Source organism: Halobacillus halophilus DSM 2266 (assembly GCF_000284515.1).
Lineage (GTDB): Bacteria > Bacillota > Bacilli > Bacillales > Halobacillaceae > Halobacillus > Halobacillus halophilus.
Genome location: NC_017668.1, coordinates 3,540,635 through 3,556,822, shown reverse-complemented (window position 1 = coordinate 3,556,822; position 16,188 = coordinate 3,540,635). Strand labels below are relative to the sequence as shown.

The following is a 16,188-nucleotide window of genomic DNA, read 5'->3' as shown; positions in this document are numbered from 1 at the left end:
GAACGTAACCGCGTCTTTCAAGTGAAAGGTACGATAGTGATTTTATTGACAACAGAATGGTGATAGGCAAACCATTTCCAGCATAGTCTAATCTTTGAAATTTGGAAGCCGGGTTCCCGGCTTCCTCCTATTCTACGAAAAGATTCCGCACATCTTCTCAGCATATTCCCAAACTTTACGATTGAATCCTCAGTAGGACAAGAGTACAATATAGGTTATTCGATAGAGATAGAAGAGAATGGACTGTTTATCCCTCCGTAAGCTTCAGAATTTAACTTCACTTAACTTCTCCTTTTTCTTTCATTCCGACATTCAATAGAGAAGTCAATTTTTTCCACACAAACAAGCTTACATTGGAAGAAATTCCCGTTCAGACTCGATTAGAAATAAAAATAAAAGTGGTGATTTTGTGGCAGATTTAACCATCTCCAATTTAGAGACGATGACGTTAAAGGGACTTTATGCGAAAGCACGACAGTACAAAGTCTCCTATTATGCAAAACTGACAAAAAGAGAATTAATCTTTGCTATATTGAAAGCGCAGGCCGAAAAAGATGGCTTTTTATTTATGGATGGAATTTTAGAGATCATTCCATCAGAAGGGTTTGGTTTTCTCCGCCCGATTAATTATTCTCCAAGTGCTGAGGATATTTATATATCCGCTTCCCAAATTCGCAGGTTTGATTTAAGGAACGGAGATAAAGTATCAGGAAAGGTACGTCCACCAAAAGAAAATGAACGTTACTATGGATTGCTGCACGTAGATGCTGTCAACGGAGAAGATCCTGATTCAGCAAAAGAGAGGGTGCATTTCCCTGCTCTTACACCTCTGTATCCGGATCGTCATATGAAATTAGAGACAGAGTCTAAAAAACTTTCTACACGTGTGATGGATGTCATTGCCCCGGTGGGTTATGGACAACGCGGACTCATTGTGGCACCTCCAAAAGCTGGTAAGACGATGCTACTTAAGCAAATGGCTAACAGTATTACCACTAACCACCCTGATGCAAAACTCATCATTTTACTTGTTGATGAGCGTCCGGAAGAGGTTACGGATATTGAGCGCTCCGTCCATTCCGATGTAGATGTGGTCAGCTCTACCTTTGATGAAGTTCCAGAGAACCACATTAAAGTATCGGAGCTTGTTTTAGAACGTGCCATGCGCTTAGTAGAGCATAAGCGTGATGTTATTATCTTAATGGATAGTATTACGAGACTCGCTAGAGCCTACAACTTAGTCATTCCTCCAAGTGGACGAACGCTTTCCGGGGGGATTGATCCCGCTGCCTTTCACCGTCCGAAGCGCTTTTTTGGAGCGGCTAGAAATATTGAAGAAGGCGGCAGCATGACGATATTGGCTACTGCTTTAGTGGATACAGGATCTCGTATGGATGATGTCATTTATGAAGAATTTAAAGGAACAGGCAATATGGAGCTCCATCTGGATCGAAGTCTGGCTGAGCGTCGTATCTTTCCTGCGATTGATCTACTTCGTTCAGGCACACGTAAAGAAGAACTGCTTCTTAAAAAAGATCATTTAGAAAAAATATGGGCCATACGAAAAATGATGTCGGATGCCCCTGATTTCTCAGAGCGATTCATGAAACGACTTAAAAGTTCCAAGAACAACGAAGAATTTTTTGAAATGATGAATAAAGATATGCAGGGCAAATCAGCTCAAGGAAGACGTTGATAGTACTCTTAAATTATTTTCACCTATGACCATGCAGGATCTAATCTTGCAATGGGGGGTGTCCCCTGTTATAATCTTTCTATGTGAGTTTCAGTAAAAGGTGTTTAAACTAACCTTCGACGGCTCTTACAATAACTCTGTTTCTAAAGGGATCAGGGCAAAAAGGAGTGGAAGAACATGAAATCAGGAATTCATCCAGAATACCGCAAAGTTGTATTCCTAGACACAAGTTCTAATTTCAAGTTTCTAACCGGATCTACTCAAGCATCCGAAGAAACGATCGAGTGGGAAGATGGAAACACGTATCCATTGATCCGTATCGAGATTAGTTCTGCGTCTCATCCGTTCTACACTGGCAAACAGAAAGCTGACAAAGCTGGTGGCCGTGTGGATCGCTTCAAGAAAAAATATAACCTTTCATAATAATGAGCGCCTATCCTTATGGATGGATGCTGCATCATTTTGAACAAGAACAGGCAAATTGTCTTTATGGTTTGCCTGTTTTTTTGTCAAAAATGACTGAAATAGAGGGAGAGAGAACCATTTTCAGAAATGAACCGAAACAAGATGGTTAACATAAGTGAAACTATATTGTGGAACGGAAAAGCGACTACTCTATAGTTTTGTATATGTTAGGATTGGTTGCTCGAGTCCTCTATAATCTTTATACATAGAGCTGTCCTTGATGGTCCGTGAGCGATTGGTCATTCGTTCAGGGGCGGAAATCAGGAGGGCTCTTTTTTAATGAAACCTTGGCGACGTGTTGATTGTGTAAGAAGGGAGCGACAGTGGACGTGTATGTAATGAAGCAAAGTGGATGGGTAGAAGTCATTTGTGGAAGTATGTTCAGTGGAAAATCGGAGGAATTAATTCGCCGGGTACGCCGTGCAACGTTTGGCAACTTAACGGTTCGTGTATATAAACCAGCCGTTGACGATCGTTATAAAGAAGATGCCGTCGTGTCTCACAACGGCACTTCAGTTCTGGCGCGCCCAATGAAAGAGTCTCTGGATATCCTGAACGATGTAGGTGAGGAAGTTGATATCGTCGGGATTGATGAAGTGCAGTTTTTTGACGAGCATATTGTAGAAGTAGCGGAATGTCTGGCTGATCGGGGGATTCGTGTCATTACGGCAGGACTGGATACAGATTTCCGCGGAGAACCTTTTGGAAAAATGCCCGAGATGATGGCTCTTAGTGAGAGTATCACTAAACTAAATGCTATTTGTCCTATATGTGGTTCGCCGGCAAGTCGAACGCAGCGTTTAATTGACGGAAAACCAGCTTCTTATCATGATCCCATTATTTTGGTTGGGGCGTCTGAATCTTACGAACCGCGCTGCCGCCATCACCATGAAGTTCCTCATAAACCCAGGCAGCAGCAAGTAAAGGCGGCCTATGCTGAAAGAAAATAAATAGAAGCAGGAAAACCGGATGTGTAGAATGTACACACCCGGTTTTTTAATTGATGGCTGTCCTGTAATTAAACAAGGTATGATGATTTTGCCTGGCGTTAGGGATGCAAGCATAAGTAGCTCTATGAAAGGATGCTCTGTTTGATATCTCTATAGCTGCTTAGGAAATGCACAGTTCGTGAAAGTACGTCCTGTAAAAGACACTTAATTCCTCCTCAATATTTTTTCGATTCTTCACGAGCTATCCATCTGTTTTGTTTCTTTTGAAATGTAACTCATTGAACAATTAGAATGTCTATATTCTTAAATTAGCCTTATTTATAATTCTGGATGTATTGGGGAACGTTTAATATAACAGCGCTAGTGGAAAAATGTTTAAAGACTATAAAATGCTTTTTAAAAGGATGACATGTATGGAGGAACGTTCACTGCAATCTGAAATATCCAGCTATATCGGGAAGCTTTTGCGTGATAACTTCGGAAAAGGACCGGCTTCTGTTTACGTTACCATTCAAAAACCTTATGTAACCATTTACTTGAAGGATTTTCTGGCTCCTATGGAAAAGCTCCTAGTGGGTCAGAATAATAAAGATAAAGTTGAGGAAACCCGTGATTTACTTATGCAGGAATTAATTCCTGACATAAAAGCAACATTCCGTGCCACGGCTGGATTAGAATTGAACTCCCTTTATTACGACTGGTCGCTGACAAATCGTTCTGGGATGATAATTGGAGTGATTCAATCCGATGAAGAGTTAGATCCGTCCGTGAAGGATTATCAGCACAAAGCGGCTCTTCACGAGGAAATAAAAAAAGTTTCCAAGCAGGCGGAAAAAATTCCGGAAGAGGTTAGCTCTTTTAAAATCAACGACCGCACGATCGTAGTGGAGCGTAATGGTATCCTTGTGGCTATTGAAAAAGAAATGATTCGCTCAGGATTTGGTGAACAATTAAGAATGGCTAAACGCCGTCTTGAGAAGAGACTGCTCCATCAGCTGTCTTTAGAAAAAGTATTACAACTGAAAGTAGAAGACATCTTTGTGGATTGGGATTTTGACTCTGACTTAAGTCATATTATTTTAATTGTGAAGCCTGAAAGCTGAGAATAGCAAAGGACAAGCTCTTTTTTACAAAAGGTGTGACATTCCTGTAAAAGAAAAGGTGGAATAACGATGCCTGTGACTGGTTCCAGCCCATTATTAAAAAAAGCTGATTTGTTAAAAAATTGCTGTCAAGCTTATGCTTATGCTGTAGAGGTTCATCAGAATAACAGTCGAATGGCAGAAGAGATGTGCAAGTCCTGTGCTGAAGTCTGCCGGGCATGTGCGGAAGACTGTCTTAAACTTGAACAGGACTCTCTTAGTGAAGATACGTATCAGATGTGTTTAAAATATGCAGAGATGTGTGAAAAAATTATGGGTTTTCAGACCCGTTCCACAAGAAAAGAGGGGAAGGAATCCATTTAGCCTGACTTTAGACCCCTTTTATTCAAGTGGATTCTATACTATAATAGTAATTAGAGATGGTTCAAATAAGTGCTGTCTATTATATGAATTTTAATTACAATTTCAATTGATATCTCCGGTAAACTTTGACTAGAGAATAGAGCTAGGCAAAAGCCGAAAAGACCATTATAGATGGCCTTTTCGGCTTTTGTTTTTTTGAATTGTAAAATAATGTGATTGTCTTGGGAATGGACAAAAGAAAGGGGTCTTGCAATGACTTATCGCATTGTTGGGGTAGATGATTATAATATAGTCATCGAATTTAGAAAAGATAACAAAGAAATAACGTTCAAAAGTTACGATGAAGCAGAAAAGTATAAGCAGCTAATTACGAAGGAAGCGATTATACCGAGTAAGTATAAACTGACTATAAAAGAATAAAGACAGGAAGGTGCATTCCCTGAAAAGGGAGGCACCTTTTTTACTTTGTAAACCATACATAAACCCATTGGTCTGAGAGAACAATAACGGTAAAAGAGAAGAGGTGATTGTCATGTTTCGATACACGATAGTCGTTCTTGCGGCCGTATTGTTTCTCTCAGGATGCGGACTTCAAGTAGATAAGTATCAAGGGCAGACAAGCAGAGATGATGTGGAAAATATGGGTATGAATGAGAAGATAACGACGGATACACAAAACCCTCGTTTAATTAAATATGTTGGCGACTCATGGGGGCTGAAACAAGATCGAAAGCTTATTAAAGAAGCTGCCGCTGAAGTGCCCGGTGTTAAAGTCAAACGAGTCATTCTGGAAGCGAGTCAAGTCTGGGTTTCGGTTGATATGAAAAATGAAGATAAAATGTCGGACGAAGAAATCGAAGAATGGAAATCTGAAATTAAGCAAGCCGTATATAAAGCTGTTCCGCGCTACAATATTCATGTAAAGATTAAATAAGGAATGTGCCTGGTCCTCCTCTTTATTAAAAGACTGACCAGGCATTTTTTGCAGCCAGCATGCAGGTTCTTCAGATTAGTGAAGGAGCTCAGGTTGTATCCGCGAGTTCTCTATAATATAATTATAATGTTATGGAGAAAGAGGTGCATACCATTGATCGAACGCTTACAAACATTGGAAGATCGTTATGAAAAATTAAACGAGCTATTAAGTGATCCTGAAGTCATTTCTGACACGAATAAACTTCGCGAATACTCTAAAGAGCAATCCGGTCTACAGGGGACCGTAGAGGCTTATAGAGAATATAAAGAGGTTACCGAGCAAAGGGACGAAGCCAGAGCAATGCTTGATGATAACCTTGATGATGATATGGAAGAAATGGTAAAGGAAGAACTTAATGAACTCTCTCAGAAGAAACAAGAATTAGAAGAACGTCTGAAAGTCCTCATGCTCCCGAGTGACCCTAATGATGACAAAAACGTTATTATGGAAATTCGCGGTGCGGCCGGAGGCGATGAAGCTGCTTTATTTGCTGGTGACCTTTACCGCATGTATGCCCGCTATGCGGAAATGCAGGGATGGAAAACGGAAGTGATTGAAGCCCATGCCAACGATGTAGGTGGGTATAAAGAGATTATCTTTATTGTGAACGGTGAGCGTGCCTATTCTAAAATGAAATTTGAAAACGGAGCTCATCGTGTCCAGCGTGTACCTGAGACAGAGTCAGGCGGACGAATTCATACATCTACGGCTACTGTGGTGGTTATGCCAGAAGCGGAAGAAGTAGAGGTTGAAGTACACGATAAAGATATTCGTGTGGATACGTTTGCTTCAAGTGGCCCAGGCGGTCAAAGTGTTAATACGACCATGTCTGCCGTTCGTTTGACTCATGAGCCGACGGGGATTGTTGTATCCTGTCAGGATGAAAAATCTCAGATCAAGAACAAAGAAAAAGCGATGAAGGTTCTTCGTGCTCGTATCTATGATAAATTCCAGCAGGAAGCTCAAGCGGAATACGATGAAAGTCGTAAATCTGCAGTCGGTACCGGTGACCGCTCGGAGCGTATCCGTACGTATAACTTCCCACAGACGCGTGTAACAGACCATAGAATTGGTTTAACCTTACAGAAGCTGGATCAAGTTCTTCAAGGGAATATGGACCAAATTCTTGAAGCTCTTCTTATTGAGGAGCAGACGAAGAAGCTTGAGCAGATTGGTGAATAACATGAATTCAAACTTTACTACGATTCAGGAAGCCCGTCACTGGGCTTCCGTTTTTTTAGGTAAGCATACGCGGGAAACAAGAGTAGCGGATTTATTGCTGGAGCATGTTTTAAACATGTCTTTCGCACAGTTATTAGCCTATGAAAAAGACCCTTTTCCAGAAAGTAAACGCGAGGTCTTCGTGGAGAGTGTACGGGTTCACGCTGAAACCGGCATGCCTGTCCAGCATATTATAGGAGAGGCTGACTTTTTTGGGAGAAGTTTTTCAGTGAATTCAAATGTTTTAGTTCCTCGTTCTGAAACGGAAGAACTGGTAGAAGGGATCTTGAACTGGGTGGAAAGCTCTAATAAGGACAAGCCTCAAATAGCGGATATAGGTACAGGAAGCGGTATTATAGCTATAACACTGGCGCTTGAACTGCACAAAGCAGATGTCTTTGCAAGTGATATTTCTGAGGAGGCACTGCAAACCGCATCCGCCAATGCTCAAAAGCTTGGAGCGGATATTCAGTTTATTCAAGGCGATTTTTATGCACCGTTTAAGGATATACCGGTCGATATTGTGGTTTCCAATCCACCATACATTGCGCATGTAGATAAGGATTTGATGGATGACACTGTAGTGAATTTTGACCCGGCTCTTGCCTTATTTGCGGATCGGGAAGGACTGGCCGCTTACGAGACGATTGTGAAACAGATTAAGGACTCGAATCATTCTCCTTCTTTAATCGCTTTTGAAATTGGATATCTACAAGGGAATGCCGTAAAAAAAATCATTCAAGATAGCCTTCCTGATTACACGGTAGAGATTCGAAAAGATATTAATAAAAAAGACAGAATGGTGTTTGCGAGTCGTGTTTCCAGCTGACCTTTAAAAAATCTGGAATAACTAAATGGTTTGCTTTTGTTAGAAATGTCTCGTTCACATCTTAAAAACCGAATGGTTTCCCAACTCGCCATTCGATCCAAGTAACAGGAATGTGTTCAGATTCCAACTCAAAGTGTGCGTTAACAGTACTCTTATGATTTTACCGAGAATAGGTTCATAGATTGATAGGTTTAAATTCTTCCGCCTCTGCCTATACTAGCAACTAACAGAGGGACAGGGAGGACTTACCAAAATGAAAAACACCGTACGCTTATTACTGGCATTATTCATTATAATTGTTGTATTACCTTGGGGGCAAAGCACAGGAGCTGAGTGGAATCAATATCAAGTCATTCCTGACGAAGCGATTCGTCTTCGCATACTAGCTGACAGCAATGATCAACAGGACCAGCAGATCAAACGACTTGTACGGGATGAAGTAAATCAGGAAATTAACAGGTGGGTAAAAGATTTAACTTCCATTGAAGAAGCCAGAGATATGATTCAAAATCGTCTTCCTGAGATTGAAAAAGTAGTAGCAGAAACCCTCGAGAAAAAAGGTATAAACTACTCTTTTGAAGTGGATTATAATGATTCCGTTACGTTTCCTGCTAAATTGTATGGTACATATATGTACCCGGCCGGTGAATATGAAGCCATTTTAATCACTCTGGGGCAAGGGACAGGAGATAATTGGTGGTGCGTATTATTTCCTCCTCTATGTTTCCTTGACTTCTCCAATGGCACAAGTGTAGCGCAAGCTGAGGAGAAAAATTCAGATAAAATAGAAGCCGAACCTGCAGACGATGCAAAAGAAGTGAAATTCTTTGTGGTCAAACTTTGGGATAAACTATTTTCCTAGCATATCATCCACACCCTTTTTCATAATGTAAAAGAAAAGGGGTGTGGATGATTCGTGTATATTGAAAAAATGGACGAGAAACTCTACTATTTAAAAGAAGGAAAGCGTAAGATTGGACATTTTCATTTGAGTGCTCAGGGGAATGGGGCATTCAAATTAGAGCAGCTGCACGTCGTTTCCCAGGTTTCACCCAGTCAGGTTCTGGGTGTTTTTGAATTGATTCAGTATTATGCGCAGGCACAGAAGATGGATGAAATTCATGTGGACAGCCATTCGGGAGCCCTTGATCATATCCTGCAGCATCAGCGTTTTGAACGGCAAGATGTCGAAAAGTGCTTGTGGATATATCGAGTTAATCACAACTAACTGTGTATAAATGGGGTACTTATACACAGATGTGTCTAATTCAGTGGATAACCTGTGGATTTTATTTTTTGTATTGTAAAAATTACTAACGGTTTCTTTGGATATGTGGGTATCTTTGTGGATAACTTGAGGACAACCTGTGTATAATGTCTGAATTTGTGGAAACTTGTAGAATGGATACTACGATATCAAGTTAATTGTCGAAGAAAAAGGAGTAGTAGAAATGAGTATGATAACGAAGTTGTGGAAACCCTCTGAACAACCAAAGGAATCAGATGTTTCCATACAAGAAGCAGCGTACTTATTGAGAGAACAACAAGTGGTTGCTTTTCCTACAGAGACAGTCTATGGGCTTGGAGCAGATGCTACGAATGAAAGTGCGGTTCAAAGAATCTTTGAAGCTAAGGGGCGCCCGTCTGATAACCCTTTAATCGTGCACGTGGCAAGCATAAGAGAAGTAGAGGATCTCGTTACTCATATTCCTCAGGTAGCTCGTAATCTTATGGAAAGATTCTGGCCAGGACCGCTTACTTTAATTTTAGAAAGCAACGGAACAGCCTCAAAGAATGTAACAGCAGGGTTGAAAACGGTAGCTATTCGCATGCCGGATCATGCATTAGCTTTAGCTTTGCTGAAAGCAGCAGAGCTGCCTTTGGCTGCACCGAGTGCGAACCGTTCAGGGCGCCCGAGTCCTACAAAGGCAGAACATGTACGTCAGGATTTAGAAGGACGCATTGCAGGCATTCTGGACGGAGGACCGACGGGGGTAGGAGTAGAATCAACGGTACTGGATTGTACATCTGACATTCCTGCTATTCTTCGCCCGGGAGGTATAACGAAAGAGGATCTTGAAGAGGTACTGCCTGAAGTGAAAATTGACCCTGCCTTAACGGGGAAAGACGCTCCCCCGGTTTCTCCAGGGATGAAGTATACACATTATGCCCCCGAGTCTCCATTGTGGTTAATAAAGGGGGAGGATGAGTTCTTTAGGAGCCAGCTGCATGAACTACAAGAAGAGGGTTACCGGATTGGGGTAATAGCCAGCAATGAACTGGCTGAAAAACTTCATCATGAATTCGTTCTTCCGTGTGGATCTAGAGAGAACCTTACGGAAGTAGCTAACCGACTTTACGAAGTGCTGCGTGAATATAAAGAGTCAGATATTGACCTTATTCTATGCGAATCTTTTCCCGATTATGGTGTTGGGGCGGCAGTTATGAATCGATTAACAAAAGCCTCTGTTAAGATCATCGAACAGCCCTGACATATAGAGTCTGCTTCCCGCATACGATGAAATAGCATGTCCGGGGAGGGCTCATATTTGGAACAAGTTACGGGGTTGGTTTTGCTTTCGTTAGCCTTAGGTTTGGATGCTTTCTCAGTTTCACTCGGAATGGGGCTTCAAGCGGTTCGTTTAAAACACGCATTCTTTGCAGGGATTGTTGTGGGTATTTTCCACATGTTCATGCCTGGACTTGGTATGGCCCTGGGACAATGGCTTTCAGGCAGTGCTAGTGAGTGGGCGGCTGTCGGAGGAGGATTACTGCTTTTCTGTCTGGGAAGCTATACCATTTTTGCATCATTTACGGACAAGCATAATGCAGCTTATACCCTGGCGGGAGCGGGAATGTGGCTTTTTGCGCTTAGTGTGAGTATTGATAGTTTTCCGGTTGGCTTCAGCTTAGGACTTCGTGAATCGGAGGTTTTCGTGTCCATTATTTCCTTCGGTCTGTTCAGTATGCTGCTGACTTGGGCAGGTTTTGTTATTGGACGGAGGGCTAGCGGTCTTCTTGGCGTGTATAGTGAATTACTCGGAGGAAGTATTCTCTGTGCGCTCGGCTTGCATGCCATTTTCTGACAAAAATTTTAACGCCCCCTTGTACGTATGATAATATGGAGTAAAATGATAAACGGTTAGGAGAATTGGCTATGAAAATATTATTTGTTTGTACAGGAAATACTTGCCGAAGCCCTATGGCCGAAGCTCTCTTAAAAGCAAAGCTCTCAACTATTGAGGTACGTTCGGCCGGTATATTTGCCGGTGAAGGAGAACCGATGTCCAAAAACACGGAACTTGTTCTTAGAGAATGGGAGTTTAGCATAGATCACAAAACAAGTTCCGTAACGGCAGAATTGTTAGAGTGGACTGATCTTGTGTTGACTATGACGGATCGTCACAAACAAACCCTAGCCATTCAATATCCGGATTATCAGGATAAATACTTTACTCTAAAAGAATACGTACTCATTGACGAAAATCAGTGGCAGAAGCTGAAAGAGCTTTACTCAAAATTTGAAGAGAAACGTTCTTCCATATTAAGCCACACTGCAAACTTAAGTGATGAAGAAATGGAAGAAAAGCTTATGACTGATTTAAAATACGAGATTAAACAGATTGAAGAAATAGAAAACAGCATTCCTGATATCAACATTATCGATCCTTTTGGCGGGAACTTGGATGCCTATAGAATGACGCGGGACGAATTGGATAAGTATATTGAACTTCTCGCTAAACGATTAAACGGTACCTCAGCCTAACGATCTGGTATCCCGAGATTCAGGTTTGAAAGGGTACCGAAATACATAGGATGGATAGTTGTTCACCTGTTAGCTGCTGTTTAACAAAATTTATGGCTCGATCGGAGTTGCAGCTCATAACGACTCTAAGTCAGCCAGCAGATTGAAGAGGTATATTATGGAGTAAATCCTAAAATTCCTCATAGCCTTTAAATGTCTCCTATATTACAACATGCGGAATTAAAAGTTCTTTCTTATAAATATTAATAGTATTAATGCATTCTGATATTAACAATAGAGCCGGAAAAACGGCTCTATTTTTTACGTTCCATAATCCTTTTGTTCAATTGACAGCAGCTCGGTAAACTGTCACGATAGGATTGACATTTAAGAAGACGGGAGTGTAGGAGCTATGAAAATAATTCTTGCTTCAGACCATGGCGGTGTAAATCTGCGACAGGAAGTAGCGGATGTTTTGACTGAACTTCAAATTGATTTTGAAGATATTGGCTGTGACTGTGAAGGGTCCGTAGATTATCCGGACTATGGTATTCCTGCAGCTGAACGAGTAGCTGACGGAGAGTTTGATAAAGCTATTCTTATTTGCGGAACTGGAATCGGCATGTCGATTTCTGCAAATAAAGTAAAAGGAGTACGTGCTGCTCTTGTTCATGATATTTTTACAGCAAAAGTTACACGCGAACATAACGATTCAAATGTTCTTTGCATGGGCGAACGCGTCATTGGCCCTGGCCTTGCGAAAGAAATTGCAAAAACGTGGGTTAAGACAGAATTTGAAGGCGGCCGTCACCAAAACCGGATAACTAAGATTGCCGAATATGAGAATAAATAATACAATGAAAGCAGATAAGCGGAAGCTAAATAATGCGGAAGCTGATAACTAAAGGAGGAGCATCCAGGCTTCTCCTTTTTTAGAAATAAAACGACAAGGAGGGGCAGGCGTGATAGATGTCCAAACCATCCAGGCTGATACCAGGGCTGTAGTGGAGCAACTTTTGCAAACGGGATCCATTAAAGATGGTATATTTGTGGTAGGATGTTCGACTAGCGAGGTAGCTGGCGAGCGGATTGGCACTTCCGGAAACGAGTCTATGGCAGAGGTTATGTTCCGTGAACTTAAGAAGATGGAAGATCAGGCGAATATTCATGTAGCTTTCCAGTGCTGTGAGCATTTAAATCGGTCCATCGTTGTGGATCGCTCTGTTTTTGAGAAAGAGAGGTTGACAGAGGTCTCAGCTATTCCGGTACCTAAAGCCGGTGGATCTATGGCTTCTTATGCCTTTAAGCATATGGATGACCCAGTCCTGGTAGAAACCATCCAGGCCGATGGAGGACTCGATATAGGGGATACTTTAATTGGGATGCATTTGAAGCGGGTGGCCGTCCCGGTGCGTATTGAGCAGAAAACGATTGGAGCCGCCCACATTACGGCTGCCAAAACGCGGCCTCCTTTAATCGGAGGAGTCCGGGCCGTTTATGAAAGGATAGAAGAAGAAGGTTCATGTGACGAATAGGAATGGAAAGGGGAACGGTTTACTATGAATCAAGTGAAATCAACAGACGCAGAGGTATTTGCAGCTATTCAGGATGAAAGAGATCGTCAACAGAATAATATTGAGTTAATAGCTTCTGAAAACTTTGTTTCCGAGGCTGTGATGGAAACGATGGGTTCCGTTATGACTAATAAATATGCGGAAGGATATCCTGGCCGTCGTTACTATGGAGGCTGTGAGCATGTCGACGTAGTAGAAAACCTGGCTCGTGACCGTGCGAAAGAGCTTTTTGGTGCAGATCATGCCAACGTCCAGCCTCATTCCGGTGCCCAAGCCAACATGGCTGTTTATTTTACCGTTCTGGATCACGGAGATACCGTACTTGGGATGAACTTAAATCACGGAGGGCATCTTACACATGGAAGTTCTGTAAACTTCAGTGGCAAGCTGTACAACTTTGAAGAATATGGTGTTGAAGAAAACGATGAACGAATTAACTATGAAGCCGTATTGAAAAAAGCGAAAGAAGTACAGCCTAAGCTGATTGTTGCCGGCGCGAGTGCTTATCCACGTGAAATTGATTTTGCTAAATTCCGTGAAATTGCGGATGAAGTAGGAGCGTATCTTCTTGTAGATATGGCGCACATTGCCGGTCTGATTGCCTGCGGTCTCCATTCTAATCCAGTTCCGCATGCGCATTTCGTTACAACTACGACTCATAAAACCCTTCGCGGCCCACGCGGCGGTATGATTCTTTGTCAAAAAGAGTTCGCGAAAAAAATCGATAAGAATGTGTTTCCTGGTATGCAGGGTGGTCCATTGATGCATATAATTGCTGCCAAAGCTGTTTCCTTTAAAGAAGCGCTGCAGCCGGAGTTTAAAGATTATTCCAAGCAGATCATTGCAAATGCTAAACGTCTCGGAGAATCCCTTGTAGATAAAGGTGTCGACATTGTATCGGGCGGCACGGATAATCATCTGCTGCTATTGAATTTGCAAAAGAAAGGTCTTACAGGAAAAGTGATAGAAAAGGCTTTGGATGATATTGGTATTACAACCAATAAAAATACGATCCCTTTTGACACAGAAAGCCCGTTTGTAACGAGTGGAATCCGTATTGGAACCGCTGCTGTCACAACTCGCGGTTTCAAAGAAAACGAGATGGATGAAATAGCAGACCTAATTGCCTTCACTCTTGAGCATCACGAGAATGAAGAAAAGATGAAAGAAGCGGCAGAGCGTGTGCGTGAGCTGACTTCCCGTTTCCCTCTTTATCAAACTTTAAATTATTCTTCTATTTAATAGAAAAAGCCGTCAGCCTGGTGCTGGCGGCTATTATTATGTCTTCGTATGTGCTGGTAGGAATGAATGGAGGGCCCGGGCAAATTCATATTTATCGGGTTGCAGTTCATCTTGTTTTTCAGTACAATTTAAAGGATGCAAACTATGAGAAGGAGTGATCGGCAATGGGAAAGGTATATGTACTGGATCATCCGTTAATTCAGCACAAACTGACGTACATACGTAAAAAGGAAACAGGGACGAAGGATTTTCGTGAACTAGTTGACGAAGTCGCCGCATTGATGGCTTTTGAAATTACTCGTGATCTGCCTCTTGAAGAGGTTGAAATCGACACCCCTGTCACATCCGACGCAAAAGCTAAAGTACTGACGGGTAAGAAAATTGGACTTGTACCCATTCTTCGTGCCGGTCTAGGTATGGTAGACGGAATCATTCAATTGATTCCTGCCGCTAAAATAGGACATGTCGGACTTTATCGCGATCCTGAAACACTGCAGCCGGTAGAGTATTATGTCAAACTTCCTAGTGATATTGAAGAACGTGAACTTATCGTCATTGACCCAATGCTTGCGACAGGCGGTTCAGCCAATGAGGCCATCCATTCATTGAAGAAAAGAGGAGCCCGCCAAATTCGCTTAATGTGTCTCGTTGCAGCGCCTGAAGGTGTCGATGCTGTTCGTGAAGAGCACCCGGATGTCGATATCTATCTCGCAGCTCTTGATGAGAAGTTAAATGAAAAAGGCTACATCGTTCCAGGTCTGGGAGATGCCGGTGACCGATTATATGGTACAAAATAAATAGAATTATTAAAGCTCCATTAAAGGAGGTACATTCATGGCAGAACGCATAAAAGTAATGACCATTTTTGGGACAAGGCCGGAAGCTATTAAAATGGCTCCGCTTGTTCTGGAGTTAAAAAATCGTTCCGACCAGTTCGAACCAATTGTCACGGTAACAGCGCAGCATAGAGAAATGCTGGATCAAGTGATGTCGATTTTTGGTATTGAGCCCGATTTTGATTTAAATATTATGAAGTCGCGTCAAACCCTGGCACAAGTGACGACCCGTGCCCTTGAAGGTCTTGATGATGTTATGAAAGAAACAAAACCTGATGTGGTTCTTGTGCATGGGGATACCACGACGACTTTTGCGGCTTCACTAGCGGCTTATTATAATCAGATTCCTGTGGGGCACGTAGAAGCAGGACTTCGAACATGGAATAAATACTCTCCTTACCCTGAGGAAATGAATCGTCAGCTTACAGGGGTTATGGCGGATTTACATTTTGCTCCGACAAACAAATCCATGGATAATCTGCTTGCAGAAAACAAGCCGACCAACCAGATCTTTGTCACAGGAAATACGGCGATTGATGCGCTGCAAACCACCGTTAAAGACGATTATGCCTCAGAAGTGCTTGACGAGATTGGAGATAAACGGTTAGTTCTGATGACCGCCCATAGACGTGAAAATCTTGGAAATAATATGAAACAGATGTTTCGAGCTATTAAGCGCCTTGTGGAAGAACATGATGACATTCAAGTGATCTATCCTGTACATCTGAACCCTGCCGTTAAAGATACGGCTGATGAGATTTTGGGAAATGATGACCGCATCAAATTAATTGATCCGCTTGATGTAATTGATTTCCATAACTTTGCTTCCAGGGCTCATTTAATCCTTACTGACTCAGGCGGCGTCCAGGAAGAAGCGCCTTCACTTGGAGTGCCTGTATTGGTTCTTCGCGACACAACTGAGCGTCCGGAAGGCATCGAAGCAGGAACGCTTAAGCTCGCCGGAACAGAAGAGGATCACATTTTCCATTTAGCAAATGAATTACTGTCTGATGAGGAAAAACATAAAGAAATGTCGCATGCTTCCAATCCATATGGGGATGGAAAAGCATCTGCAAGAATTGCTGAAGCGATCCGGTATTTCTTTAATCACCGGGAAGATAAGCCAGCACCGTTTGAAATTGAATAATGGTTAAAAGATCAAATCCATGAGGGTTTGGTCTTTTTTTA

At 42.1% G+C, this 16,188-nt stretch carries 19 protein-coding genes; all 19 read left to right on the top strand.

The features are described 5' to 3' along the window. The first annotated feature begins 409 nt into the window (after positions 1–409). Complete coding sequence (gene rho / locus HBHAL_RS17540) at positions 410–1,696, top strand: transcription termination factor Rho (RefSeq protein ID WP_014644849.1); 1,287 nt, start codon at positions 410–412, stop codon at positions 1,694–1,696. Between the two features lie 177 nt (positions 1,697–1,873). Then, entirely contained in the window at positions 1,874–2,119 is a 246-nt protein-coding gene (locus tag HBHAL_RS17535; protein WP_014644848.1) for a type B 50S ribosomal protein L31, read from the top strand. 371 nt (positions 2,120–2,490) lie between these two features. Continuing rightward, positions 2,491–3,111, top strand: a complete 621-nt coding sequence (locus HBHAL_RS17530) for a thymidine kinase (RefSeq protein WP_041601755.1) — start codon at positions 2,491–2,493, stop codon at positions 3,109–3,111. Positions 3,112–3,524: 413 nt separating this feature from the next. Then, positions 3,525–4,214 (top strand): Na-translocating system protein MpsC family protein, encoded by a 690-nt coding sequence (locus HBHAL_RS17525; protein WP_014644845.1) that lies wholly within the window; start codon positions 3,525–3,527, stop codon positions 4,212–4,214. Positions 4,215–4,283: 69 nt separating this feature from the next. Further along, complete coding sequence (locus HBHAL_RS17520; protein WP_014644844.1) at positions 4,284–4,577, top strand: four-helix bundle copper-binding protein; 294 nt, start codon at positions 4,284–4,286, stop codon at positions 4,575–4,577. Positions 4,578–4,829: 252 nt separating this feature from the next. Further along, positions 4,830–4,997, top strand: coding sequence for a hypothetical protein (locus tag HBHAL_RS21620; RefSeq protein WP_158512391.1), 168 nt, complete (start codon positions 4,830–4,832; stop codon positions 4,995–4,997). 112 nt (positions 4,998–5,109) lie between these two features. Next, a complete protein-coding gene (locus tag HBHAL_RS17515; RefSeq protein ID WP_014644842.1) occupies positions 5,110–5,511 on the top strand; it encodes a hypothetical protein in 402 nt (133 codons plus the stop codon). 153 nt (positions 5,512–5,664) lie between these two features. Next, positions 5,665–6,735 (top strand): peptide chain release factor 1, encoded by a 1,071-nt coding sequence (prfA, locus tag HBHAL_RS17510; RefSeq protein ID WP_014644841.1) that lies wholly within the window; start codon positions 5,665–5,667, stop codon positions 6,733–6,735. 1 nt (position 6,736) lies between these two features. Next, entirely contained in the window at positions 6,737–7,603 is an 867-nt protein-coding gene (gene prmC / locus HBHAL_RS17505) for a peptide chain release factor N(5)-glutamine methyltransferase (RefSeq protein ID WP_014644840.1), read from the top strand. A gap of 253 nt (positions 7,604–7,856) precedes the next feature. Next, entirely contained in the window at positions 7,857–8,465 is a 609-nt protein-coding gene (gene spoIIR, locus HBHAL_RS17500) for a stage II sporulation protein R (protein WP_014644839.1), read from the top strand. Positions 8,466–8,519: 54 nt separating this feature from the next. After that, on the top strand, positions 8,520–8,831 hold the full coding sequence (locus tag HBHAL_RS17495) for a hypothetical protein (RefSeq protein WP_014644838.1): 312 nt from the start codon (positions 8,520–8,522) through the stop codon (positions 8,829–8,831). Positions 8,832–9,054: 223 nt separating this feature from the next. Next, positions 9,055–10,095 (top strand): L-threonylcarbamoyladenylate synthase, encoded by a 1,041-nt coding sequence (locus HBHAL_RS17490; RefSeq protein ID WP_014644837.1) that lies wholly within the window; start codon positions 9,055–9,057, stop codon positions 10,093–10,095. A 57-nt stretch (positions 10,096–10,152) separates the two neighbouring features. Beyond that, entirely contained in the window at positions 10,153–10,689 is a 537-nt protein-coding gene (locus HBHAL_RS17485; RefSeq protein ID WP_014644836.1) for a manganese efflux pump MntP, read from the top strand. A 71-nt stretch (positions 10,690–10,760) separates the two neighbouring features. Beyond that, positions 10,761–11,369, top strand: coding sequence for a low molecular weight protein arginine phosphatase (locus HBHAL_RS17480; protein ID WP_014644835.1), 609 nt, complete (start codon positions 10,761–10,763; stop codon positions 11,367–11,369). Between the two features lie 391 nt (positions 11,370–11,760). Beyond that, positions 11,761–12,201 (top strand): ribose 5-phosphate isomerase B, encoded by a 441-nt coding sequence (rpiB, locus tag HBHAL_RS17475; RefSeq protein WP_014644834.1) that lies wholly within the window; start codon positions 11,761–11,763, stop codon positions 12,199–12,201. A gap of 109 nt (positions 12,202–12,310) precedes the next feature. Continuing rightward, positions 12,311–12,883: a TIGR01440 family protein gene (locus tag HBHAL_RS17470; RefSeq protein WP_014644833.1), complete on the top strand. Its 573-nt coding sequence runs from the start codon at positions 12,311–12,313 to the stop codon at positions 12,881–12,883. A 24-nt stretch (positions 12,884–12,907) separates the two neighbouring features. Beyond that, complete coding sequence (locus tag HBHAL_RS17465; protein ID WP_014644832.1) at positions 12,908–14,164, top strand: serine hydroxymethyltransferase; 1,257 nt, start codon at positions 12,908–12,910, stop codon at positions 14,162–14,164. Between the two features lie 164 nt (positions 14,165–14,328). Continuing rightward, positions 14,329–14,961, top strand: a complete 633-nt coding sequence (gene upp, locus HBHAL_RS17460; protein WP_014644830.1) for a uracil phosphoribosyltransferase — start codon at positions 14,329–14,331, stop codon at positions 14,959–14,961. A gap of 37 nt (positions 14,962–14,998) precedes the next feature. Then, positions 14,999–16,147, top strand: coding sequence for a non-hydrolyzing UDP-N-acetylglucosamine 2-epimerase (gene wecB / locus HBHAL_RS17455; RefSeq protein WP_014644829.1), 1,149 nt, complete (start codon positions 14,999–15,001; stop codon positions 16,145–16,147). Positions 16,148–16,188 lie beyond the last annotated feature (41 nt).

Bases quoted from the DNA above. Each gene is read 5' to 3' on its own strand.
- HBHAL_RS17535 (WP_014644848.1), top strand. From the start codon at position 1,874: ATGAAATCAGGAATTCATCCAGAATACCGCAAAGTTGTATTCCTAGAC.
- HBHAL_RS17525 (WP_014644845.1), top strand. From the start codon at position 3,525: ATGGAGGAACGTTCACTGCAATCTGAAATATCCAGCTATATCGGGAAG.
- HBHAL_RS17520 (WP_014644844.1), top strand. From the start codon at position 4,284: ATGCCTGTGACTGGTTCCAGCCCATTATTAAAAAAAGCTGATTTGTTA.
- HBHAL_RS21620 (WP_158512391.1), top strand. From the start codon at position 4,830: ATGACTTATCGCATTGTTGGGGTAGATGATTATAATATAGTCATCGAA.
- HBHAL_RS17515 (WP_014644842.1), top strand. From the start codon at position 5,110: ATGTTTCGATACACGATAGTCGTTCTTGCGGCCGTATTGTTTCTCTCA.
- prmC (WP_014644840.1), top strand. From the start codon at position 6,737: ATGAATTCAAACTTTACTACGATTCAGGAAGCCCGTCACTGGGCTTCC.
- spoIIR (WP_014644839.1), top strand. From the start codon at position 7,857: ATGAAAAACACCGTACGCTTATTACTGGCATTATTCATTATAATTGTT.
- HBHAL_RS17490 (WP_014644837.1), top strand. From the start codon at position 9,055: ATGAGTATGATAACGAAGTTGTGGAAACCCTCTGAACAACCAAAGGAA.
- HBHAL_RS17480 (WP_014644835.1), top strand. From the start codon at position 10,761: ATGAAAATATTATTTGTTTGTACAGGAAATACTTGCCGAAGCCCTATG.
- rpiB (WP_014644834.1), top strand. From the start codon at position 11,761: ATGAAAATAATTCTTGCTTCAGACCATGGCGGTGTAAATCTGCGACAG.
- HBHAL_RS17465 (WP_014644832.1), top strand. From the start codon at position 12,908: ATGAATCAAGTGAAATCAACAGACGCAGAGGTATTTGCAGCTATTCAG.
- upp (WP_014644830.1), top strand. From the start codon at position 14,329: ATGGGAAAGGTATATGTACTGGATCATCCGTTAATTCAGCACAAACTG.
- wecB (WP_014644829.1), top strand. From the start codon at position 14,999: ATGGCAGAACGCATAAAAGTAATGACCATTTTTGGGACAAGGCCGGAA.